Origin of the sequence: Streptomyces sp. H51, from assembly GCF_035656535.1 — a bacterium.
Lineage (GTDB): Bacteria > Actinomycetota > Actinomycetes > Streptomycetales > Streptomycetaceae > Streptomyces.
This window is the reverse complement of record NZ_JAYMHD010000081.1, coordinates 1-21,401: the sequence shown is the minus strand read 5'-3', so window position 1 is coordinate 21,401 and position 21,401 is coordinate 1. Positions and strand designations below refer to the sequence as shown.

Below are 21,401 nucleotides of genomic sequence, written 5' to 3'. Positions count from 1 at the left end.
TCCCGCTCAGACGCGGAAGAGCGTACCGATGTACTCCGTCAGCAGCCGCTCCTTCAACCGGGACGGCAGTGCGTCCAGCAGCACCAGCACCGGTGCCGTCCGCGACGGCAGTCCCTGCCCGCCGCCCAGCCCCGCGAACGCCAGGACGCCCGCCACCTCTTCGGGGGTGAGCGCGTCGGGGTCGAGGGTGGCGGCGAGTTCCGCCAGCGCCGGGTCGACGGTCACCGGTTCGCTCGCGCGCGCCGCCGCGACCGACTCGGCCAGATCCGCGAGCAGGGCCTCGACCTGGCCGCCGGTCGCCGGGGTCAGCGTCAGGTGCAGGTTCGCAGGCAGGCCGTCGTGGGAGAGCTGCGGCTGGAGGTACCAGCCGCGTTCGCGCATCTCGTCGGCCACCTGCAGCGTCCGCCCCAGATCGCCGGTGCCGTCGGCACCGGTCACCGTGAACGCGACCAGGCTGCCTGCCGGTTCGCCCAGCACCCGGACCCCGTCCGTGGCACGCAGTCCGGCCAGTACCAGGTCCGCCGCCCGCGCCACCTGCCGGGCCAGCTCGGTGTAGCCGTCGTGGCCGAGGTGGTGGAGGACCGCCCACGCCTGAGCCAGCAGTCCGCCCGGTTTGGTGCCCTGCACGGTCGGGTTCACCACCGGGTAGCCGGGCCAGTCCGCGTGCGCGAAGTACTGGTGGCGCCGCAGCTCGGCGTCCCGGTACAGGACCACGGACGCCCCCTTGTCGGCGTAACCGTACTTGTGCAGGTCCACCGAGACCGAGGTCACCCCGGGCACCGAGAGACCGAACGGTTCGACCGTACGGCCGGTGCGGGACAGGAACGGCAGGAACCAGCCGCCGATGCACGCGTCGACATGGCACAGCACGTCCCGCGCCGCGGCGGCCGCCGCGATCTCGGACACCGGATCCATCACGCCGTGCGCGTACGACGGCGCCGACGCGACCACCAGGACGCTGCGGTCGGTCAGCGCGTCCGCGACGGCCGCCGCGTCGGCACGGAACGTCACCGGATCGACGGGCACCACCACCGTCTCCAGCCCCAGATAATGGGCGGCCTTGTGGAAGGCCGCGTGCGCGGTGGACGGCAGCACCAGCTGAGGCCGGGTCACCCCGCGGACGTTAAGCGCGTGATCGCGGGCCGTCTTCACGGCGAGCAGGATGGACTCGGTCCCGCCGCTGGTGAAACTGCCCTGCGCGCCGGGTGCGCCCAGCACGGAGTTCACCGCGCCGACCACGTCGTTCTCCAGCCGGGCCACGCTCGGAAACACCGTGGGGTCGAGGCCGTTGACGGTGGCGAAGACGCCGTACGCGGCGGCGGCCAGCTCGTCGGCCGCCGGCAGCCCGGCGTCGTAGACGTAGGCGAACGTCCGGCCGCCCCGGGTCGGGGCGTCGCCCGCGCGCAGTTCCCGCAGCTCCGCCAGCAGCGCCTCGGCCGGGCGGCCGGCGGGCAGCGCGACGGCGGTCTGCTCGGTGGTCGGCTCGGGAGGCTGTTCGGGAGGCTGCTCGGTGGTCTGCCCAGCGGTCGGCGCGGCGGCCTGCGGGGCGGTGTGCGCGACGGGATCGGCTGCGGACTCAGGGGGCACGGCGTCTCTCTTCCGGGATGCGGGCGGGGTCGGGGGTGGGGGACTCCGTGCCGGCGGCGACGGCAGCGGAGTCCGCGGACGGCGTGGCGCCGCCCGGCTCGCCCCGCGGCACCTCGCGGGCGAGCCGGGCGGACTCCTGCCCGTAGCGGCGCAACAGCCAGAGCGCGGCCAGGGACAGGAACGCCGGCAACAGGCTCATCCCGGTCGCGATGCCGGTGAGGGCCGCGGCCGGCTGCGCCACCTCCTCGTCGGCGTCGGAGGAACGGAACCCCGTGACCGCCAGGACGAGAGCGAACACCGCGGGTCCGGTGGCCATCGCGAGTGTCTCCGCCGCCGTCCACACTCCGGTGAACGTCGCCGCCCGGCGCCGCCCGGTCCGCTCGGCGTCCGCCGACTGGGTCTGCGCCAGCAGCGTCAACGGCAGCAACTGGAGACCGGCGTAGGCCACGCCCACCAGGGCCACGGCCACGTACCCGACGGCGAGGTGCGTGTACCGCGTCGCGGACAGCAGCACGGCGGCGGCGGTGAACAGCACCGAGGCGCACCACTGGGCGTACTCGGCGCCCCGGGAGCGGGCGAGCCGGTTCCACAGCGGCGTCACCAGGATCAGCGGGCCGATCATGCAGGCGAACAAGGGCGTGACGGCGCTCGCCGATTCGAGGACGTACGTGGCGAAGTACTGGGCCCCGGCCAGCATCACGCCCACCGCGAGCGCCTGGACCGTCCACATCCCGGCCAGGTGGGCGAAGGCGCGGTTGTCCCGGGCCGCCGCGAGCTGTGCGCGCAGCGACCCCTCCGCCGCGCTGCGCGCGACGACCGGCGCGTGCCGGGTGGCGCGCCAGGCCCCGAGCATCCCCGCCGCCAGGAAGCCGGCGACCAGCACGCCCATCGCCCGGTAGCCGGCCGGGGTGTCCCCGTCGGCGTGGGCGACGGCGGGCGCCAGCGCCCCGGACAGCAGGATGGCCACACCGAGGAAGCCGACCCGCCAGCCCAGCACGCGGCCGCGTTCGCCGGGATCCTCCGTCATCTCGGCCGGCATCGTCACGTACGGCACCTGGAAAACGGCGTACGCGGTCGCCGCGAGCAGGAACAGCACGGACACGTACCCGGCGGCGACCGTGCCGTGCAGCGGGGGAGCGGCGAAGATCAGCGCGAACAGCGGCGGCAGGGTCAGGGCGCCCGCCAGCAGGAAGGGACGGCGCGAGCCGCTGTGGGCGCGGCTGCGGTCGGCGGCGGCGCCGACCAGCGGGTTGATCAGGACGTCCCACGCCTTGGGCAGGAAGACCGCGGCGCCGGCGACCGCCGCCGGTACGGCCAGCACGTCGGTCAGGTAGTACAGCAGGATCAGTCCGGGGACGGTACCGAAGGCGCCGGTGGCCAGGGAGCCCAGCCCGTACCCGATCCGCACGGTGCGGGGCAGCGCCGTCCCGCCGCCGTCGGCCGGCACGTGGCTCTCGGCGCCGGACCGCGCCGCGGGAATGCCCGGACCGCGCGGGTCGGGGGCGGGACTCTGCTGCATCGGCATCCAGGACGGTCGTCGGGGCGGGCGTGGGGTCGCGCAGAGCATGGGGCAGCGGAAGGCCGCTCGGCAAGAGCCGGGCCGTACCGCATCGCCGGAAGGCGGTATCGGACGGGGACGACTCCGCCGGGAAGCGGCCCCGGCACTCCCAGGCCGTCGGACGGCGGCCCCGAGGGGAGCCGCCCTGCGGCGCGGCCCGGTGAACACCACCGCCGTCGCGACGATCGGTCGGCTGCCGGCCCGGCAGGACGCGCCTCGACGTCCGCGGCGACCACGCCCGGCATCGTGCCGCACCGTCTCCGTCCCGCCGCACCACGGCCGCGTCCTGGTGACCTGCGACGTCGGCGGCTTCGAGCCCGGTGCGGACAACGGCCGGCAGGTCGCGCACCGGACGGGCTGCCCGCGAGCGCGTGGGCGTCGGCCTGCCTGCCCGACGGGCGCCGGATGCCGGCGTGCCGCACCGGCCGGCCCTCACCGGCGGGCGCGGCCCAGCTGCGCCGTGATCTCGGCCGGTTGCCCGCGCGTCCACTCGTACTGTGCGGGGTCGGTGTGGCCCCGGTAGACGGTCTCGATCACCATGACGAGCGTCAGGTGCAGGCACTACAGGCGGCGGCGCACGCCCTCGGCCGGTGCGAAATCACGAGTTCCCCGGTTCGGCCGCTGATGGCCGGCCCGGCGCCTTCAGCGTCCCGACGGCCGGGGCCGCGCGGAGCCGGCCGACACCCGCTCCTCGATGTGGCGCCGGACGCGGGCGGCGAGCGCGGTCAGGCGCTCGGAGGCCGTCGCGCGCGGCGCGACCGGCGCTCGCACCCGCCGGGCCGCCGACGGCAGTTCACCCAGGTCCGCGGCGAATCGCCGCCGGCACTCGTCGAGCGTGGACCGGTGGCCGGTGCGTCGCCCGTCCCGCATCACCGTCTCCAGCAACGGTCTGCCGTCCTCGGGCGGCGGTTCGTCGGCGAGCCCGATCACGTCGGTGTACCCGGGGCGGCGGAACACCTGCTTCGGCGCGGGCGCCGTCACCTTGGCCGAGGACAGCTTCATCACCGGCCGGCCGTCGTACTCCACCATCTTGTAGGCGGAGTCCAGGAAGGGCGCGTCGGCCGAGACCCCGACACGGGTGCCGACCGCGTAGACGTCGATCGGGGCGCCCCGGCGGACCAGGTCGTCCACGCCGTACTCGTCGAGACCGCCGCTGGCGGTGATCCGTACGTCGGGCAGGCCCGCGCCGTCGAGGACGGCCCGTGCGCGCACCGCCAGCGCCCCGAGGTCGCCGCTGTCCAGCCGTACGGCCGAGCCCGGCCCGCGGTCCAGGTCCCGCAGCACGCGCGCCGCGACGCGCACCCCTTCCTCGGTGTCGTAGGTGTCCACCAGGAAGGTCACCGGACCGGGGTGGCAGCGCGCGAAGGCGCGGAACGCCTCCTCCTCCGTGTCGAACGCCTCCACGAAGGAGTGGGCCATGGTGCCGACGGCGGGAATGCCCACGGCGGTCGCCGCGGCCACGTTGCTCGTCCCGGCGAAGCCGACCAGCCCACCGAGGCGGGCCGCCTGGAACCCGGACTGGGGACCGTGGGTGCGCCGCAGCGAGAAGTCCACGACCGGACGCCCGGCCGCGGCGAGCACGCAGCGCGCGGCCTTCGAGGCGATCGTGGTCTGGTGGCTGAGCTGGTTGAGCATGTACGTCTCGGCCAACTGTGCCTGCGGAAGCGGCGCCGTCACCTCCAGCAGGGGCTCTCCCGCGAGCACGATCCGCCCCTCCGGCACCGCCCGCACGCTGCCGGTGAACTCCATGCCGAGCAGCGGCTCCAGGTCTCGTGGCGGCCGGTGCAGCACGGAGGCGAAGGCGTCGACGTCCTCGGGGCCGACACGCAGGCCGGACAGGTGGTCCAGGGCCGACTCCAGCCCCGCGGCGACCAGGAAGCCCCGTTCGGGAGGCAGCTCGCGAACGAAGAGACTGAAGGTCGCCGGGCCGGTCATGCCCTCCCGCAGATAGGACATGGCCATCGTCACTTCGTACAGATCGGTGGTCGTCGCATCGGACATGGGCGGCACCTCCTCGGCCTTCGCCCGGTCGCCCCCTCCGTCCCCGGCAGGCACCACAGCGGCACGCCCGCCCGTCGAAGCCGGCCTCCGGCAGGTCGCCCGCCGTTCCACGACCGCTTGGTCCCACCATCGAACGGCGGAGCGGCCCGGCACAGGGCCGAAAGTCCCCGCGGGGCCGACGTCCGGCTCAGGACTCGCCGCCCGGCCGCGCCCGGCCCCGCCGCCCGGCCGCGCCCGGCCCCGCCGCGCCGCGCCCCGCCCGGCCCCGCCGCGCCGCGCCCCGCCCGGCCGCGCCCCGCCCGGCCGGGCGCCGGCCCGGCCCCGTGACCGGCCGCCCCGGCCGAGGTGCAGCCGGGGCCGGGCTCGGCGACTCTGGAGACCGGGGGCAGTGGCGGGAGGAGCGCCCATGCACTGGGAAACCATCCACAAGGACACCGCACCGGTCGTCGCTCCCCGCCTCACCGACTACGACCGGACACGCTCCGCGTTCACCTGGTCGCAGGCGCGTACCGCACTGGCCGGGCTGCCCGGCGGTGGCCTCAACATGGCCCACGAGGCGGTCGACCGGCACGCGGGCTCGGACCTGGCGGACAAAGCCGCGCTGCGGTGCGTCGCCCGGGACGACTCCGTCACGACCGTCACCTACGCGGAACTGGCCCGCCGTACGGCCCGCTTCGCGAACGTCCTGCGCTCGCTCGGCATCGGCCACGGGGACCGGGTGTTCACCCTGCTCGGCCGCTGCCCCGAGCTCTACACCACGGTGCTGGGCACACTGAAGAACACCAGCGTGCTGTGCCCGCTCTTCTCCGCCTTCGGCCCCGATCCGGTTCAACAGCGCCTCGGGCTCGGTGACGCGCGGGTCCTGGTCACCACCGCTGCCCTCTACCGGCGCAAGGTCGCCGAGCGCCGGGCATCGCTCCCCCGGCTCGAACACGTCCTGATCACCGGCCCGGGCGCCGAGGACCTGCCGGGCACCGCGTCCTTCGACGACGTGCTGTCCGCCGCCCCGGACACCTTCACCATCCCGCCGACCTCGCCCGACGACATGGCCCTGCTGCACTTCACGAGCGGCACCACCGGCACCCCCAAGGGTGCGGTCCACGTCCACGAGGCCGTCGTCGCCCACCACGCCACCGCCGCGTACGCGCTCGATCTGCGCCCCGAGGACGTGTACTGGTGCACCGCCGACCCCGGCTGGGTCACCGGCATGTCGTACGGCATCATCGCCCCGCTCGCCCACGGCGTGACGGTGGTCGTGGACGAGGGAGACTACGACGCCCGGCGCTGGTACCGGATCCTCGGCCGGGAGCGGGTCACCGTCTGGTACACGGCCCCCACGGCGCTGCGCATGCTGATGCGCGCCACCCCCCGCCAGGGCCCGTACGACCTGCCGCGCTCCTACGATCTGTCGGCCCTGCGCTTCATCGCCTCCGTCGGCGAGCCGCTCAATCCGGAGGCCGTCGTGTGGGGCCGGGACGTGCTGGGCCTGCCCGTGCACGACAACTGGTGGCAGACGGAGACCGGTTGCATCATGATCGCGAACTACGCGGCGTGCGAGATACGGCCCGGATCGATGGGACGGCCGCTGCCCGGCGTCCACGCCACCGTGCTGGAGCAGGGAGAGGACGGCCGGGCGCTGGTCGTCGGCGGCAGGGTCAAGGAGGTGCGCGGCCCGGACGTCGAGGGCGAGCTGGCGCTGCGCCCGGGCTGGCCGTCGATGTTCCGCGGCTACCTGCACGACAAGGAGCGCTACGACGCCGCGTTCGCCGACGGCTGGTACCTGACCGGTGACCTGGTGCGCCGGGACGCGGACGGGTGGTACTGGTTCGTGGGGCGGGCCGACGACGTCATCAAGTCGGCGGGGCACCTGATCGGCCCGTTCGAGGTGGAGAGCGCGCTGATGGAGCACCCGTCGGTGGCCGAGGCCGGGGTGATCGGGCGGCCGGACCCGGTCGCCGGGAGCGTCGTCAAGGCGTTCGTGTCGCTGTGCCCCGGTGTCGAGCCGAGCCCGGACCTGGAGCGCGACCTGCTCGCCTTCGGCCGCCGCAAGCTGGGCCCGGCCGTGGCGCCCCGGGAGATCGCGTTCGACCAGAACCTGCCCAAGACGCGCAGCGGGAAGGTGATGCGCCGTCTGCTGCGCGCCCGCGAACTCGGGCTGCCCACCGGCGACTTGTCGACCTTGGAGGGACCCTCATGAATGTGGCCCGCACCCGTGCGCGGACGGACCCGACGCACCCGAAGCCCCCCGCGAAGTCCGCCGCGTCCGCCGCGAAGTCCGCCGCGGAATCCGCCGGGAGGTCCGCCGCGAAGCCCGCCGCGGACAAGGAGAAGGCGACGAACGGGCACCGCATGGATCTGCTGGAGGCGATGCTGCGCATCCGGCGCTTCGAGGAACGCTGCGTGGAGCTCTACAGCGCCGCGAAGATCCGCGGTTTCGTCCACCTCTACATCGGTGAGGAGGCCGTGGCCGTCGGCGTCAACGAAGCGCTGACCCCCGCGGACGCGGTCGTCTCCACCTACCGGGAACACGGTCACGCCCTGGCCCGCGGGATCACCGCCGAGGCCGTCATGGCGGAGATGTACGGCCGGACGACCGGCTGCAGCGGCGGCCGGGGCGGATCGATGCACCTGTTCGACGCGAGCCGCCGCTTCTACGGCGGCAGCGCGATCGTCGCCGGCGGGCTTCCGCTCGCCGCGGGCCTGGCGCTCGCCGACCGCATGCGCGGACGGACCGACGTCACCTGCTGCTTCTTCGGCGACGGCGCCTTCGCCGAGGGCGCGTTCCACGAGACGGCGAACCTGGCGGCCCTGTGGAAGCTGCCGCTGCTGCTCGTCTGCGAGAACAACCTCTACGCCATGGGCACCGCGCTGGCCCGGGAGCACGCGCAGACCGACCTGGCGATGCGCGCCGCCTCCTACGGCATGCCCGCCTGGGCCGTGAACGGCATGGACGTCGAGGCCGTCGAGCAGGCCGCCCGCCGGGCCGTGGAGGGCATCCGGGCCGGCACCGGGCCGCACTTCCTGGAGCTGCGCACCTACCGCTTCCGCGCCCACTCGATGTACGACCCGGACCGCTACCGCGCCAAGGCGGAGGTCGAGCGGTGGAAGGAACGGGACCCGATCAGCCTGCTCACGGACCGCATGCGGGAGAGCGGTGAGCCGGCCGGCGAGCCCGGCGACAAGGAACTCGCCCGGATGGAACAGCGCATCGCCGCCGAGATCGACGACGCCGTGGAAGCGGCCGAGCAGGCACCCGAGGAACCGGTGGAGAACCTGCTCCGCCACGTCACCAGCACCTCGGCGGAGTCGGTGAGCTGACCATGGGCGCCGCCGGAACGCGGGAGGCGAGGACGACCTACCGGGAGGCGCTGCGCGAGGCGCTCCGGGAGGCCCTGCGCACCGACGACCGGGTCTTCCTCATGGGCGAGGACGTGGGCCGGTACGGCGGCTGCTTCGGCGTCAGCCTCGGCCTGCTGGAGGAGTTCGGGCCCGAACGCGTCCGCGACACCCCGCTGTCGGAGTCCGCCTTCGTGGGCGCCGGCATCGGCGCCGCGCTGGCCGGGCTGCGGCCCGTCGTCGAGATCATGACCGTCAACTTCAGCCTGCTCGCCCTCGACCAGATCCTCAACAACGCCGCCACCCTGCTGCACATGTCGGGCGGCCAGCTGCCCGTGCCGCTGGTCATCCGCATGACCACGGGCGCCGGACGGCAGCTCGCCGCACAGCACTCGCACAGCCTGGAGGGCTGGTACGCGCACATCCCCGGCATCCGCGTCCTCGCCCCCGCCACCCTGGAGGACGCCCGCCACATGCTGGCCCCGGCGCTCGCCGACCCCGACCCCGTACTGATCTTCGAACACGGCAGCCTCTACAACGCCTCCGGTGAACTCCCGCCGCCCGCCGCCCCGATCGACCTCGACCATGCCGCCGTCCGCCGCCCCGGCAGCGACATCTCCCTCATCACCTACGGCGGTTCACTGCCCAAGGCCCTCGCCGCGGCGGACGAACTGGCCGCCGAGGGCATCAGCGCCGAAGTGATCGACCTGCGCACGCTCCGCCCCCTCGACGTCGCGGCCGTCACCGCCTCGGTGACCCGAACCCACCGTGCGGTGGTCGTCGACGAGGCATGGCGGACCGGAAGCCTCGCCGCCGAAGTGTCGGCCCGCATCGCGGAAACGGCGTTCTACGAACTGGACGCGCCCGTCGAGCGGGTGTGCAGCGCCGAGGTGCCCATGCCGTACGCCCGGCGGCTGGAGGAGGCCGCCCTGCCGCAGACCGCCGACATCGTCGCGGCGGCCCACCGGGCGGTGGACTGATCATGGCCGAGTTCACCATGCCCTCCCTCGGCGCGGACATGGACGAGGGCACGCTCCTGGAATGGCTGGTGTCGGCGGGCGACCCGGTCCGCCGGGGTGACCCGGTCGCGGTCGTCGAGACCGCCAAGTCGACCATCGAGGTGGAGTGCTTCGAGACCGGGACCATGACGGAGCTGCTCGTCGAGCCCGGCACGACGGTGCCGGTGGGCACGCCGCTCGCGCTGATCGGGCCGGCGGCGGAGAAGACCGCGGAACCGGAGGAAGCGGGACGGCCGCACAAGCCTGGGAAACCGGCGAAGGCCGGGAAACCGGCGAAGGCCGGCAAACGCGGGGTACCCGCGGAAGCCGGGAGGGCGGAGGAACGGGGACCGGCCCGTCAGGCACCGAAGAAGGCCACGCCCGCCGCGCCCGTTCCGGTGCCGGAACCCATGCCGGAACCGCCCGCCGACCGGCTGCCCGGCCACGTCGAGGCCGGCCCCTTGGTCCGGCATCTCGCGGAACACGGCGACGTCGACCTGGAGACCCTGCACGGCTCCGGACCCGGAGGGCGCGTCACCCGGACCGACGTCGAGCGGGCCGCGGCCGCCCGGGCCGCTCCCGGGGCACCGCGCGTGCGGGCCACCCCGCTCGCCCGGCGGCTCGCCGCCGAACTGGGCGTCGACCCGGCCACGGTGACGGGCACGGGCAGCGGGTCCGCCGTGCGGGCCGCGGACGTACGCCGAGCGGCCCCCGGCCCGGCCGCCCCCGGCCCGGTCGCCCCGGCCCCGCCCGCGGACGCCGCGACCGTACGCCCTGCTCCGCGGCCCGCCGAAGAGCGGGCGGCGGCCATGCGCCAGGCGATCGCCGGCCTGATGAGCCGCGCCAACCGGGACATCCCCCACTACTACCTCTCCACGACCGTGGACCTGGCCGCCGCGATGGACTGGCTGCGCGAGCGCAACCGGCGACGCCCGGTCGGCGAACGGCTGCTCCCCGCGGCTCTGCTGCTCAAGGCGGCGGCCCTGGCGGCCCGGGAGGTGCCCGAGCTCAACGGCTTCTGGACCGACGACCACTTCGTCGCGGGCGAGGACGTCCACCTCGGCGTGGCCGTGTCCCTGCGCGGCGGAGGACTCGTGGCCCCCGCTCTGCACCACGCCGACACCCTGGCACTCCCGGAGCTGATGACCGCCCTGAGGGACCTGGTCGCCCGGGCCCGTACCGGCCGGCTGCGCGGTTCCGAGGTGTCCGACGCCACGATCACCGTCACCAACCTCGGCGATCAGGGCGTGGAGACGGTCTTCGGCGTGATCTACCCGCCGCAGGTGGCCCTGGTCGGCTTCGGCCGGGTGGTCGACCGGCCGTGCGCCGTCGACGGGCTGCTGGGCGTGCGGCCCGCGGTCACGGCGACCCTCTCGGCCGACCACCGGGCGACGGACGGTGCCGTCGGCGCCCACTACCTCACGTCGGTCACCCACCTCCTGCAGAACCCGGAGCAGCTGTGACATGAACCGAACCGATGCACTGGACATGGTCAGGGAATCGATCTCCCGGGTCGTCCCCGGCGCCGACGTCGCCGCCCTGGGTCCCGACGACGCGTTCCGCGAGGTGCTGGAGATGGATTCGCTGGACTTCCTGAATTTCGTCGAGGTCCTCAGCGAGCGGTCCGGCGTGCGCATCGAGGACGAGGACACGCCACGGCTCGGCACCCTGTCCGCCAGCGCCGACTTCCTCGTCGCCCACACCGGGTGACGGGCGGCGCCGGACAGGCGGAGCCGACCGGATTTGAACCGGCGTCCTCGCGATTTTGGAGACCGCGCGCGACCTCCAGCTCCTGACGCAGCTCGTCGAGCAGCCGGTCACGCGTACCGCAACCGGCTCGAACAGAGCGCGGATCAGCGCCGTCGCGGGCCGTGTCCGGATACAGCCGCCGGGGCTGGGAAACGCTCTAAGGGCGCCGCGTGTGGGGAACGGTGATGACCGGGCAGCGCGCGTGGTGCAGTACGCCGTGGCTGACGGAGCCCAGCAGCATGCCGGTGAAGCCGCCGTGCCCGCGGGTGCCCACGACCAGACCGAGGGCGTGCTCGGCCGCGTCGGCCAGGACCTGCACCGGGTGGCCGTGCACGACCTCGTGGCGCAGTTCCACCTCGGGGTGGGCGGCGGTGCGCCCGGCCACCGTCTCGGACAGCAGCCGGCGGCACTCCTCGACGGCCGCGTCCTCGTCCAGCACGCCGAGCCGCGGCGGGTGCCACGCGTACAGGGCCCGCAGGACGGCGCCGCGCAGCGCGGCCTCCTCGAAGGCGACGTCGACGGCGGCCGCGGACTGTGGGCTGCCGTCCACCCCGACCACGAAGTACGGCGGCTGCTGCGTGGTGTGCTCCGCCTCGGGCACGACCACCACGGGGCAGGGGGCCCGGGCGACGAGCGGCAGGGCGACCGCGGTGGAGGCGAACAGTTCGTGGAGAGCGCTCAGGTGCCAGGAGCCGAGCACCACCATGCCGGCGTGCTGGGCCTGCTCGCGCAGCACCCACGCGGGATGTCCCTCCGCGAGCAGCCCGGTCACCCGTAGCTGCGGATGCCGGGACTCGGCGAAGGCCACCGCCTCGTGCAGCGCGCGATCCCCCGTCGCGTGCAGCGCCGTGTTCCATTCTTCCCAGGACGGCAGCCCGCCGGCCGGCCGGTACCCGGGGGTCGGCACGTTCTGCGCGAGGACCACCAGCAGGGGCAGGTGCCGTCGGGCCGCCTCGTCGGCGGCCCAGGCGAGCGCGACGCGTCTGCCGGGATCGGGGTCGAGGCCGGCCACGATCGGTTCACGTCCTGGTGCGTGCGTCATTGCGGACTCCCGGTGGTCCCGCGCGCCGGGCGGCTACAGGCCCTGGGAGAGCAGGAGCTCGTGGGCGAACCGGGCGCCGCGTGCGGCTTCATCGGGCGCCACTTCCTCGGAGGGCACGTTCTCCAGGCCACGGGCGAGTACCCGTACGGCCTCGGCCAGGGTCGCGACCTGTGCTTCCAGCCGGCTCAGCCGGGCTTCCGGTCCGAGCGGGGCGTCGGGTTCTCCGGGCTGGTTCTGAGTCATTCGATCTTCCTTTCGAGGTGGTGACGGGGCCGGGCCCGCTCGGCGGGCGCGATCAGGGTCGGCCGGCCACGCGTGCCGGCCTCTTCCGGCCGCGGCGAGGTGCCGCTCGACGGCGGGTTTCCCTCGTCGCTCAGCCCGTGCGTGCGCGGGGTGAGGGCGAGCACCACCGCTCCGGCCGCCCCGGCAGCGCGTGCCCTGCCGGTCACCGCTCATAGCCAGTAAACAACGGCCGGCCGGTGCCCGCAGCGGACGAGCGCCGCCTCCCGGGCGGGGCTCAGCCGCGCAGGCCGCGCGCGGGGACGACGACCCGCGCCGACGACTTCAGCGTCTCCTCGTCGTTGGCGAAGGCAGCCAGGGCCCCGTAGTCGCCCGGATCCCCGCCGGCCCACGGGCGCGTGGTGAAGACCAGACAGGCGATCCCCTGCTCCTCGGCCGCGGCCAGCCACCCCTCCGGCGGGACGAACTGGGCGGTGATGTGCGGCATGGTGAAGACGGCCGACCCGGGCACCACGAGCAGGCTGACCGGCAGGTCCGATCGCCGGGTCGCGTCGACGACATCGCCGCCCACGGTGAGTCCGGTGCTCAGCAGAAGCTGCTCGACGGCTGCCGACGAGTGCTCGCGGTCCCCGAGGGAACAGGCGAGGAGGTAGGGCAGGGTCCCTCGCTCGGTGGGGCGGTTCCAGGCCATGACGACGATCTTGCCGAGGTCCGAGGTGCGCAAGGACGGCGTTGCACGTGGGGGTGTGGTCACGGCGGGAATCTATCGGCGCGCCGATTCGCTCCGGCTCGACTCTCACCCCGATGGCCGACACCCCGGCGGCCGGGTCACCCGAACGAGAGGACGACACCGTTGACGGACCCGTCGGCGCGTGTGTCCCGCTCGTACTCGTCCGGAGACCGCGACGCGCCCCGGGGCGGTCGAGGGCGGACACGACGCAGCGAGGAAGACCGCGCCTTCGGCGCGGAGCGCAGCCGGGCGACGCGCGAAGGCACGACTGCCGCGCAGGGCCGGCCGGCCGCGCGGTGCCCGCCCGGCCGGGGAGCGGGAGACGACGGGGCGCGAAGTCGGCGCCGGCCACGCCGGCCGACGGTCCGCGCCGACGGTCCGCGCCGACGGTCCGCGCCGGCGGGGCCGGCAGCGGAACCCGGGGCCACCGGAGCGGCCGCTCGACCACCCGCACGGGTGGCCGGCGGCGTCGGCGCGTCCCCCGCCTGGCCCCGTGTGCGGCCCGGAGATGCCGGCCGGGGGTATGTACCTCCCCGACGTCGATGACGCTCACAACCCAGGAGTCCTTCATGCCGACCCCCCGCACCGGACACCCAGGTGCCGCGACCCGCCACAGAACCCGTCTCCGGCCCGCGCTGAGCGGCGCCGTCTGCCTGCTCGCCTTCGCCGGCACCGCGCTGAGCACGGCCCCGCCGTCCACCGCCGCCCCCCGCACCGGCACACCCGGCGCCGAGGCGTCGCGGCAGTCCTGGCGCGTGGACCTCTCCGCACTCGGCGTCGACGGCGTCAACGTCCGCTACAGCGGCGGCGCGCTGGGCATGCGCGACCGTTCCCTGAGCCCCGCCTCGCTGGGCCGGAACCGGGGATACGCCTCCGCCGTACTCCGGTCGCACCACCTCGACCGGCCGGTGAACCGGGTGATGGTGGACCTGGACGCCGCCGTGCCGGCCGGCGCGAGCGTGGTGGTCGACGTCCGAGGCCGGGACGCCGACGGAGTCTGGTCCGAATGGCGGCAGGCGGCCGCGGGCACCCGGGCCCGGCTGCCCCGCATGGCCGATGACGTGCAGGCCCGGGTGACGCTGTGGAGCACCGAGGCCGGTGCCGAGCCCCTCGTCCGCCGCCTGACGCTGACCGCGGACGACACCGGTGGCTCGCCCGCCGAGCGTGCGGCCGCCCCTTTCTCGGCCCGCGTCTACGCCACCCGGGAGGGACTGGTCGGCGGCACCACCGCCAACGGTCACGTCATCACCGGCGACGACCACTTCGTCGCCCTGCCCTCACGGCGCGCCCTGTCGCCCAAGGGCAGTCGCCAGTACTCGGTGCAGGTGTGCGGACCGGTGCGCTGCGAGACGGCGCCGGTGTGGGACGTCGGTCCCTGGAACACGCACGACGACCACTGGAACCCCGCCGCGCAGCGGGAGCAGTGGAGCGACCTTCCCCGCGGCCTGCCCGAGGCGCAGGCGGCCTACGAGGAGGGCTACAACGACGGACGGGACGAGTTCGGCCGCGAGGTCGCCAACCGGGCCGGCATCGACCTGGCCGACGGCACCTTCTACAACGTCGGCCTGAACGACAACGGCTGGGTGACCGTCACCTACTTGTGGACCGACGGCGGTGACACCAAGTCGTTCCCGGCCCGGGGCACCGACACCGTCTCCCGGGCGCGGACGGACACCGGCTCCGAGGGCGGCCGGTCCGGCCGGCCCCATCCCGAGGGAAGGGCTCCGCGGCACCGGTGAAGGCGGCCGGCGGGCCGGTCCACGGCATCCCGGCACGCGCGCGTGCGCAGCGTCCTTCCGGGCGGTCGGCACGTTTCCGGTGACTAGGGACGGCGAAGGCGGCCGAGCACCTCGCAGGCGTGGGAAGTGCCGTCCTCGGACCTCAGCGTGTGGCCGAGCCGGCGGGCCGCCTGTGCGTAGGCGGGGTTCCGAGTGAGGTCGTGCAGGCGTCGGCTGAGGGCAGGGACCGTGAACCCGCGTGCCGGCAGCGGAAGCGGGCCGGCACCGAGGCGGTGCACGCGAGTGGCCCAGTAGGTCTGGTCCCCGAAGAAGGGACAGAGCAGGGAGGGGACCCCCGCGCGAAGTCCGGAGGCGGTTGTCCCCGCGCCGCCGTGGTGGACCACGGCGGCCATCCGGGGGAACAACCAGTCGTGGGGAATGTCGTCGACCACCAGCATGTCGTCATCGCTCGTCGCCGGGTCCCCGGCGAGTACGCCCCGCAGTCCGGCGTGTCTGAGTGCCGCGCGTACGAGCCGGTCGGTGGCCTGCGGATCGCCGGTCTTCATACTGCCGAAGCCGACGTACACCGGCGGGGGCCCGTCGGCCAGGTAGGCGAGGAGTCGCCGAGGTGGCTCCCACAGCGGCTGGTCGTGGTGCCAGAAACCGGTGACGTGGACGTTGTCCCCCCAGTCCGGCGGCCGGGGCACCAGGGCGGGGCTGAACGCGCACAGCACGGTGGCGCGGCGGGCCCGGCGGAGGAGTCCCAGCGGGGACATGGCCGGCAGGCCGAGGCGCTCGCCGCGCCACTCGTTGACGAATCGGCGGCACATGAGCCAGGAACCCGCGTCCACCGCGGCGAAACCGAGGCGGTTTCCGGGAGCGCCGAGGAACCGGCTGCCCGGGACGAGGGGGTGGGGGAACTCACCGGTGGGATGGCTCGGCTGAAAATGGATGATCGCGTGCGGGACGCGCAGGTACTGGCTGAGGTGAACGCCGAGGAAGCCGAACGTGGGGGCCAGGACGAGGTCGGCCCCTCTGGCGCCGTCCTGGGTCTGTTCGAGGATGCCTGCCATGCGGGGGCGCAGCACTCGGCCGAAACCGCGCAGGAACGCCACGGCGTTGTTCCGGCCTGCCAGCAGTGCCTGGCCTTCCGCCGACTGGATGATTTCGGCGGGATCGGCGGGGAGCGGACGGAACTCCAGTCCGGCCCCGTCGACGAGGCGCTGATAGCGGGTGCTGGCGAGAAGGCGCACGGTGTCGCCCCGCCGGGCCAGCGCTCGGCCGAGTGCCAGACAGGGCTGCACGTCCCCCCGGGACCCCGCCGCGAAGATGACCACTGTTCGGTTCACGATCCTGCCCTCGTCACGGCCGCAGGTTCGTTCCGGAGCCGGCTGAGCCGCTTTCCAGGGTCATCTCGATGGCGGGCCAGATGCGGTGCAGTTCCTGCTTCCAGTACGGCCAGGAGTGCGTTCCGGGCGCGTAGAAATGCGTCGTGGTGCTGACGCCCGAGGCACGGAGCGACGAGGCGAATCTCTTCGTCGACCGGGGGAGTACGGCCTCGGCCAGCGTGCTCGCCAGCAGGGCGTCGCGTGGCCGGTTCGCGTCCCAGGGGCCGGGCGCCCCGTTGCCCGCGGACAGGTGGACCGTCGTCCCGCGGAAGGCGGCCGGCATCGCCGACGGGTTGTGCGCCCGCCAGATGTCCGCGTTCTCGCCGGGGTCGCCCCAGACGTCCTTGAGGTCGGTGCCCTCCCTGCGGGATCCGAGCAGCAGGGACAGACGCGCTGCGGGGTCGTCGAGGTCGACGTAGGAGCTCATCGACGCCACGTAACGGAACATCCCCGGGTGGTGTGCCGCGTAGTTGAGCGCGCCGAAACCTCCCATCGACAGGCCCACGACGGCGCGTGAGGCGTTGGCCCGGAAGTCCCGCTCCATGAGCCGGACCAGCTCGACCGTGTGGAAGGTCTCCCAGCGGGGCCTCCCCACGCGCCAGTCGGAGTAATAGCCGGCCCTTCCCGCGTCGGGCATCACGACGAGGACGTCGGATCGTTCGGCGAGCGCCTCGATGTCCGTCTCGCGTGTCCAGGACGTGTAGTCGTCGTCCCCGCCGTGCAGCATGTACAGCACGGGAAAGGTGGCCTGCGGCTCCGTGTACCAGTCCCTGGGCAGGATGACCCTGACCGGGACGGACGTGCCCATTGCCGGAGAACTGACCGTCAGGTCCAGCACCCGGGCGTCCAGTTGCCTGACCGCGGTGATCCGGGCCTGGTCGGCGGCGTCCGACGGAGATGCCCGCTCCGCACGGGCGTGTGCGGTCCCGGAGCCGAGCAGCGCGGTGACGAGCAGGAGGGAGCAGGCGAGAAGCGGGGTGCGTCTGGTCTTCCGCTCACGGTCGGCGGGGGAGAGGGCGAGGTGGCATGACATGAGCTGCGGATACTCCTCGGAGAAGCGACCAGCCCCGGACGAGACGGTGACAGGGCCCGGGGCATGCGTCAGCGATGTGCCGGGAAGCCCGTGGGGGGTGCCCGGGCGAGGGAGACCGGGCGAGCTGGTTCCTTCGCGTCCGTCCGCCTGCATGAGCTGCGGCAACGTTCACGCTGACGACCGTGCCGAGACGGGGCCTGGAGCACCAGGTGACACACCGGGATGCCGCCGGCGATCACCGGAAGGGCGGTCACCGGTCAGGCGGAACGTCGAGTTCCGGGAGGGCCGCCCACTCGGTTCCGGGCTCGCGGGCCGTCCTTCACGCGATCGCCTCACTTCGCTGACCCAAGCGGGCTGATCGCGAGGGAGCCGCCCGGCGTCACCTCTCCCAGGCACCTAGCGTGAGGCTGATCGCAACAGTCGGTCGCAGTCGACGACGAAGGAGCCGAATCGTGGAGCGCAGATTTATCCGTAGCAGGTGGGCCGGGCTCACAGCGGCAGCTGTGGCGACGGTGCTCGCCGTCGCGTCACCGGCGTCGGCGGTCCCGTCCACCACGGTCGTCACCGCGTCCCCCGCCCAGACCACCGTCGGAGGGACGGTCAGACTCACCGCGACGGTCACCTGCGCGTCCGACCCGAGTGGCGGCATCGGGGTGACGTTCTACGACGACACCGAGGAACTGGCCACGGTGGACGTGACGAGCGGCGGTCAGGCCCAGTACACCACGACGCTCAGCAGGGTCGGTGCCCACACCATCACGGCTGCCTACAACGGGAACGCCTCCTGTGACGCCTCCAACAGCACCACGTCGGTACAGGTTTCGGAGACCCCTGTTCCACCCACCCAGCCGTCGGGCGGCTGCCTGCTGTTCTGCGGCGGTCTGTTCGGCTTCACGACCGGGAACGTCAACAACAACATCTATGTGAGCTGAGGGCCGGGCCGTGCGGACACGGCCCGACCGGGCCTCGGCTGACCAGGAACTCGCAGTTTTTTAACGCGCGAGGGCCGGTCTGAGGCTGTCCTTTTCCCGCCCGATGGTGGGGTGAGTGCTTCTCTCTTGCGGTTGCGTCACTCCATGGTTACCGCTTTCCATAACCTTTGAACGGCTTGTGAACCACCTCGGTGAAAGCCGCCTCAACCATCGAAAAACATGGAGCCTCGATGCAGTCGTACATGTCCGAAGCGGTCCTCGCAGGCGCCGAGGCTGCGGAACTGGAATCCCTTCCGGTGCCGGATTACTTTCCCGCTGCGGTCGTCCGCGAGGAGGACGCCGACACCTTCCAGTCCATGACGGACAAGGACGTCAGCAAGACCCTGCACGTCGAGAAGGTTCCGATGCCCGAGTTGGCGCCCGACGAGGCGCTGGTCGCCGTCATGGCGAGTTCCGTCAACTACAACACCGTATGGACCGCCATGTTCGAACCGGTCCCCACGTTTCAATTTCTCAAGAGCATGGGCAGGAACGGTGGATGGGAGGAACGCCATGACCTTCCCTACCACATCGTGGGCTCCGACGCGTCAGGGGTGATCGTCCGGACGGGTTCGTCGGTACGCAAATGGAAGGTGGGCGACCGCGTCGTCATTTCCCCCGCCTATGTCGACGAACAGGATCACGACACGCACCGGGACGGCATGCTCGGCGAGGGACAGAAGGCCTGGGGATTCGAGACCAACTTCGGCGGGCTGGCCCACTACACCGTCGTGCGCGCCAGCCAGTTGATGCCGAAGCCTGCCGCCCTCACCTGGGAAGAAGCGGCGGTGAACCCCCTGTGCGCCAGTACTGCCTACCGCATGCTGGTCAGCGAGCGCGGGGCCCGGATGAAACAGGGGGACATCGTCCTGGTGTGGGGCGCGACCGGGGGTCTGGGCGCCTATGCCGTTCAACTCGTGCTCAACGGCGGAGGCATTCCCGTCGGAGTCGTCAATTCTCCGGAGAAGGCCGAGGTGCTGAAGTCACTCGGATGCTCGGCGGTCATCGATCGCACGGAGGTCGAAGAGGGCGACAGCACACTCCTGCAGCGTCCCGAGGGCTGGAAGAAGATGGGAAAGGCGGTCCGCGCCGCTGTCGGAGAGGACCCGCACATCGTGTTCGAACACGTGGGGAGGAGCACCTTCGCCGCGTCGGTCTTTCTGGCGAGAAGGGGAGGCACCGTCGTCACCTGCGGTTCGAGTACGGGATATGAGCACGTGTACGACAACAGGTATCTGTGGATGCGTCTGAAACGCATCATCGGAAGCCATGGCGCCAACTTCCACGAGCAGTGGGAGGTCAACCGGCTGATCGCGCTGGGCTCCCTGATGCCGGCCCTTTCCGAGACCTACCCGTTGGACGAGGTGGGTGCCGCGGCGAGAACCGTGCAGCTCAATCGGCACATGGGCAAGGTGGGAGTGTTGTGCCTCGCGCCGGCCACCGGCCTGGGCGTCACGGATCCGAGCGCGCGAGCCCGGATCGGCGAGCAGCGTCTCCGCGCGTTCCGTAGGTGAGCCGCAGCGACCGAGGAATCGATCCAGCGCCTTCCGCGCGACGTCGAAGGCGCGCCGCGAGAGCGCCGCGGGCCGTGGGCTCGCGATCCGGGGCCGCCCCTGGCGGGTCGCCGCACAGGCGAATCCGCCGGGGCTTTCGTCATGCCGGAGGGCAGGTCCGTCCGTGCGGCAGGGCCGGTCGGCCACGGCGTCCGGCCGTGTGCCCGGTGGTACGCCGTCGGTGTTGCACACCACCCGTGCGCTCACTCGTACGGGTGGCGTCCGTACGAGGGCCTGGCCTCCTTTGCAGCGGCCAATTATCACTGAAGTACCGGTAGGCAGCCCAGCCCCGCCGGGTAGTGCGACATCCCGGATGTCCACTGGCCTGTCCGATGGAGCTGCCACAGCTCGTTCGACGTCGCCGCCCGAGCGACGGAACCCGGCAGGCCGAAGGCGGCCCATGAGGGCCGCCCAGTCAGCCGTCGCGATGCGTGCCTCAGTGACGAAGCCGGCTCCCGGAAGATCGCCCGCCCCCGAAGGCGAGCCCTGGGGCCGGGCCCCGACCGGCACCTCCGGGCACGTCAGCCGCATGCGGCGGATCAACCACCAAGCTCGCTAGGAGTCCACATGTCTGTGAACCTGCTGCCTGGCCTGCCCCCCGTGCTGACGCAGCCGACCCTGCTTGCCGTGGTACCGGGCTTCGGTCCCACCACCGGCGGTAACGTCGTGCTGCTCATCGGCGCGAACCTCGGCGCAGCCACGTCCGTCACCTTCGGCGGCACCCCGGCGACGATCCTGTCGCAGGACCCGTTCGGTTTCCTGATCACGGTGACGGCCCCGCCGCACGCCGCCGGGAACGTGCCCGTCGTCGTGACGACCGCGGCCGGAGCCGGCTCACCCGCCAACTACACCTACATCGCCCCGCCGACGGCGCAGCCGCCGACCGTCGTCGGCATCACGCCGCAGTCCGGACCCACCACCGGAGGCACCCCCTTCGTCATCGTCGGCACCAACCTGGCAGGCGCGTCGGTCACCTTCAACGGGGTCCCCGCCACCGGCGTCAACGTCATCGGCGGGGTCGTGCTCACGGGCGTCACGCCGCCCGGGGCCGCGGGCAACGTGTCCGTGCAGGTGACCACCCCGGCCGGGACCGCGGAGGTCCCCGGCGGCTTCACCTACGTCGCGTCGGCCCCGCCCACCGTCACGTCCATCATCCCCACGAGCGGGCCCGCGGCGGGCGGTACTCCCTTCGTGATCACCGGTGCGAACCTGGCCGGCGCGCAGGTCACCATCGGCGGCGTCCCGGCGACCAACGTCGTCGCCGACCCCTCCGGCACGCTTGTCGCCGGGCTGACGCCCGCGGGAACGGCCGGAAACGCGGCCGTCGTCGTCACCACCGCGGCAGGCAGTGCCTCGGTGGTCGGTGGATACACCTACACCTGACGAGCGGATCCGGTCCGTGGCCCGGCTGCCGGCCGGGCCCGCACGGAGACCGACCGCCGCTACGACGAGATCAACCGCTTCGAGCGGCTCCTCGCCGACGACCGGGTGACCGTG

General features: G+C 73.3%; 18 protein-coding genes and 1 tRNA gene. 9 read left to right on the top strand and 10 right to left on the bottom strand.

What is annotated here, in order from left to right; translation table 11 throughout:
• Window positions 1-6 precede the first annotated feature (6 nt).
• The 3 genes from VKA29_RS31980 to VKA29_RS31970 form a co-directional block, all read right to left on the bottom strand.
• Entirely contained in the window at window positions 7-1,455 is a 1,449-nt protein-coding gene (locus VKA29_RS31980) for a pyridoxal phosphate-dependent decarboxylase family protein (protein WP_324789632.1), read from the bottom strand.
• 121 nt (window positions 1,456-1,576) lie between these two features.
• Window positions 1,577-3,106, bottom strand: coding sequence for an MFS transporter (locus VKA29_RS31975; protein WP_420718612.1), 1,530 nt, complete (start codon window positions 3,104-3,106; stop codon window positions 1,577-1,579).
• A gap of 681 nt (window positions 3,107-3,787) precedes the next feature.
• Window positions 3,788-5,146, bottom strand: coding sequence for a nicotinate phosphoribosyltransferase (locus VKA29_RS31970; protein WP_324789512.1), 1,359 nt, complete (start codon window positions 5,144-5,146; stop codon window positions 3,788-3,790).
• 406 nt (window positions 5,147-5,552) lie between these two features.
• On the opposite strand from VKA29_RS31970, the gene acsA reads away from it, so the two are divergent.
• From acsA to VKA29_RS31945, 5 genes are read left to right on the top strand one after another with little or no spacing between them, the layout of a single operon-like run.
• Window positions 5,553-7,343, top strand: a complete 1,791-nt coding sequence (gene acsA, locus VKA29_RS31965) for an acetate--CoA ligase (RefSeq protein ID WP_324789511.1) — start codon at window positions 5,553-5,555, stop codon at window positions 7,341-7,343.
• Complete coding sequence (gene pdhA, locus VKA29_RS31960; protein WP_324789510.1) at window positions 7,340-8,464, top strand: pyruvate dehydrogenase (acetyl-transferring) E1 component subunit alpha; 1,125 nt, start codon at window positions 7,340-7,342, stop codon at window positions 8,462-8,464. Before acsA ends, pdhA begins: the two co-directional genes overlap by 4 nt.
• Before the next feature lie 2 nt (window positions 8,465-8,466).
• Window positions 8,467-9,462 carry an alpha-ketoacid dehydrogenase subunit beta gene (locus tag VKA29_RS31955; RefSeq protein ID WP_324789509.1) on the top strand — a complete coding sequence of 332 codons (996 nt, stop codon included), beginning with the start codon at window positions 8,467-8,469 and terminating at the stop codon, window positions 9,460-9,462.
• A gap of 2 nt (window positions 9,463-9,464) precedes the next feature.
• Entirely contained in the window at window positions 9,465-10,943 is a 1,479-nt protein-coding gene (locus tag VKA29_RS31950) for a dihydrolipoamide acetyltransferase family protein (protein ID WP_324789508.1), read from the top strand.
• A gap of 1 nt (window position 10,944) precedes the next feature.
• Entirely contained in the window at window positions 10,945-11,190 is a 246-nt protein-coding gene (locus VKA29_RS31945) for an acyl carrier protein (protein ID WP_324789507.1), read from the top strand.
• A gap of 18 nt (window positions 11,191-11,208) precedes the next feature.
• On the opposite strand, the gene VKA29_RS31940 is transcribed toward VKA29_RS31945, so the two are convergent.
• The 5 genes from VKA29_RS31940 to VKA29_RS31920 all read right to left on the bottom strand — a co-directional run bounded on the left by VKA29_RS31940 (window position 11,209) and on the right by VKA29_RS31920 (window position 13,265).
• Window positions 11,209-11,273 (bottom strand) — tRNA-OTHER (locus VKA29_RS31940).
• A 113-nt stretch (window positions 11,274-11,386) separates the two neighbouring features.
• A complete protein-coding gene (locus VKA29_RS31935; protein WP_324789506.1) occupies window positions 11,387-12,271 on the bottom strand; it encodes a universal stress protein in 885 nt (294 codons plus the stop codon).
• A 33-nt stretch (window positions 12,272-12,304) separates the two neighbouring features.
• Window positions 12,305-12,514 carry a hypothetical protein gene (locus tag VKA29_RS31930; protein WP_324789505.1) on the bottom strand — a complete coding sequence of 70 codons (210 nt, stop codon included), beginning with the start codon at window positions 12,512-12,514 and terminating at the stop codon, window positions 12,305-12,307.
• A complete protein-coding gene (locus VKA29_RS31925) occupies window positions 12,511-12,720 on the bottom strand; it encodes a hypothetical protein (RefSeq protein ID WP_324789504.1) in 210 nt (69 codons plus the stop codon). The genes VKA29_RS31930 and VKA29_RS31925 overlap by 4 nt, the downstream gene beginning before the upstream one ends.
• A 68-nt stretch (window positions 12,721-12,788) precedes the next feature.
• The gene (locus VKA29_RS31920; protein WP_324789503.1) at window positions 12,789-13,265 is read right to left on the bottom strand and encodes a DUF5949 family protein; all 477 of its coding nucleotides are present in this window, start codon (window positions 13,263-13,265) and stop codon (window positions 12,789-12,791) included.
• 545 nt (window positions 13,266-13,810) lie between these two features.
• Between VKA29_RS31920 and VKA29_RS31915 the strand changes: the two genes are divergently transcribed.
• Window positions 13,811-14,980, top strand: a complete 1,170-nt coding sequence (locus VKA29_RS31915; RefSeq protein WP_324789502.1) for a hypothetical protein — start codon at window positions 13,811-13,813, stop codon at window positions 14,978-14,980.
• 83 nt (window positions 14,981-15,063) lie between these two features.
• Here VKA29_RS31915 and VKA29_RS31910 read toward each other — a convergent pair whose 3' ends face one another.
• Both VKA29_RS31910 and VKA29_RS31905 read right to left on the bottom strand, forming a co-directional pair.
• Entirely contained in the window at window positions 15,064-16,308 is a 1,245-nt protein-coding gene (locus tag VKA29_RS31910; RefSeq protein ID WP_324789501.1) for a glycosyltransferase, read from the bottom strand.
• A gap of 13 nt (window positions 16,309-16,321) precedes the next feature.
• Window positions 16,322-17,380 (bottom strand): alpha/beta hydrolase family protein, encoded by a 1,059-nt coding sequence (locus VKA29_RS31905; protein ID WP_324789500.1) that lies wholly within the window; start codon window positions 17,378-17,380, stop codon window positions 16,322-16,324.
• Window positions 17,381-17,832: 452 nt separating this feature from the next.
• On the opposite strand from VKA29_RS31905, the gene VKA29_RS31900 reads away from it, so the two are divergent.
• The 3 genes from VKA29_RS31900 (at window position 17,833) to VKA29_RS31890 (ending at window position 21,287) form a co-directional block, all read left to right on the top strand.
• Window positions 17,833-18,312: an Ig-like domain-containing protein gene (locus tag VKA29_RS31900; RefSeq protein WP_324789499.1), complete on the top strand. Its 480-nt coding sequence runs from the start codon at window positions 17,833-17,835 to the stop codon at window positions 18,310-18,312.
• Window positions 18,313-18,542: 230 nt separating this feature from the next.
• Complete coding sequence (gene ccrA / locus VKA29_RS31895) at window positions 18,543-19,865, top strand: crotonyl-CoA carboxylase/reductase (protein WP_324789498.1); 1,323 nt, start codon at window positions 18,543-18,545, stop codon at window positions 19,863-19,865.
• Window positions 19,866-20,471: 606 nt separating this feature from the next.
• On the top strand, window positions 20,472-21,287 hold the full coding sequence (locus VKA29_RS31890; protein ID WP_324789497.1) for an IPT/TIG domain-containing protein: 816 nt from the start codon (window positions 20,472-20,474) through the stop codon (window positions 21,285-21,287).
• Window positions 21,288-21,401 lie beyond the last annotated feature (114 nt).

Bases quoted from the DNA above. Each gene is read 5' to 3' on its own strand.
- VKA29_RS31915 (WP_324789502.1), top strand. From the start codon at position 13,811: ATGCCGACCCCCCGCACCGGACACCCAGGTGCCGCGACCCGCCACAGA.
- VKA29_RS31970 (WP_324789512.1), bottom strand. From the start codon at position 5,146: ATGTCCGATGCGACGACCACCGATCTGTACGAAGTGACGATGGCCATG.
- VKA29_RS31975 (WP_420718612.1), bottom strand. From the start codon at position 3,106: ATGCAGCAGAGTCCCGCCCCCGACCCGCGCGGTCCGGGCATTCCCGCG.
- VKA29_RS31890 (WP_324789497.1), top strand. From the start codon at position 20,472: ATGTCTGTGAACCTGCTGCCTGGCCTGCCCCCCGTGCTGACGCAGCCG.
- VKA29_RS31930 (WP_324789505.1), bottom strand. From the start codon at position 12,514: ATGACTCAGAACCAGCCCGGAGAACCCGACGCCCCGCTCGGACCGGAA.
- VKA29_RS31905 (WP_324789500.1), bottom strand. From the start codon at position 17,380: ATGTCATGCCACCTCGCCCTCTCCCCCGCCGACCGTGAGCGGAAGACC.
- VKA29_RS31955 (WP_324789509.1), top strand. From the start codon at position 8,467: ATGGGCGCCGCCGGAACGCGGGAGGCGAGGACGACCTACCGGGAGGCG.
- VKA29_RS31950 (WP_324789508.1), top strand. From the start codon at position 9,465: ATGGCCGAGTTCACCATGCCCTCCCTCGGCGCGGACATGGACGAGGGC.
- VKA29_RS31935 (WP_324789506.1), bottom strand. From the start codon at position 12,271: ATGACGCACGCACCAGGACGTGAACCGATCGTGGCCGGCCTCGACCCC.
- pdhA (WP_324789510.1), top strand. From the start codon at position 7,340: ATGAATGTGGCCCGCACCCGTGCGCGGACGGACCCGACGCACCCGAAG.
- acsA (WP_324789511.1), top strand. From the start codon at position 5,553: ATGCACTGGGAAACCATCCACAAGGACACCGCACCGGTCGTCGCTCCC.
- VKA29_RS31945 (WP_324789507.1), top strand. From the start codon at position 10,945: ATGAACCGAACCGATGCACTGGACATGGTCAGGGAATCGATCTCCCGG.
- ccrA (WP_324789498.1), top strand. From the start codon at position 18,543: ATGCAGTCGTACATGTCCGAAGCGGTCCTCGCAGGCGCCGAGGCTGCG.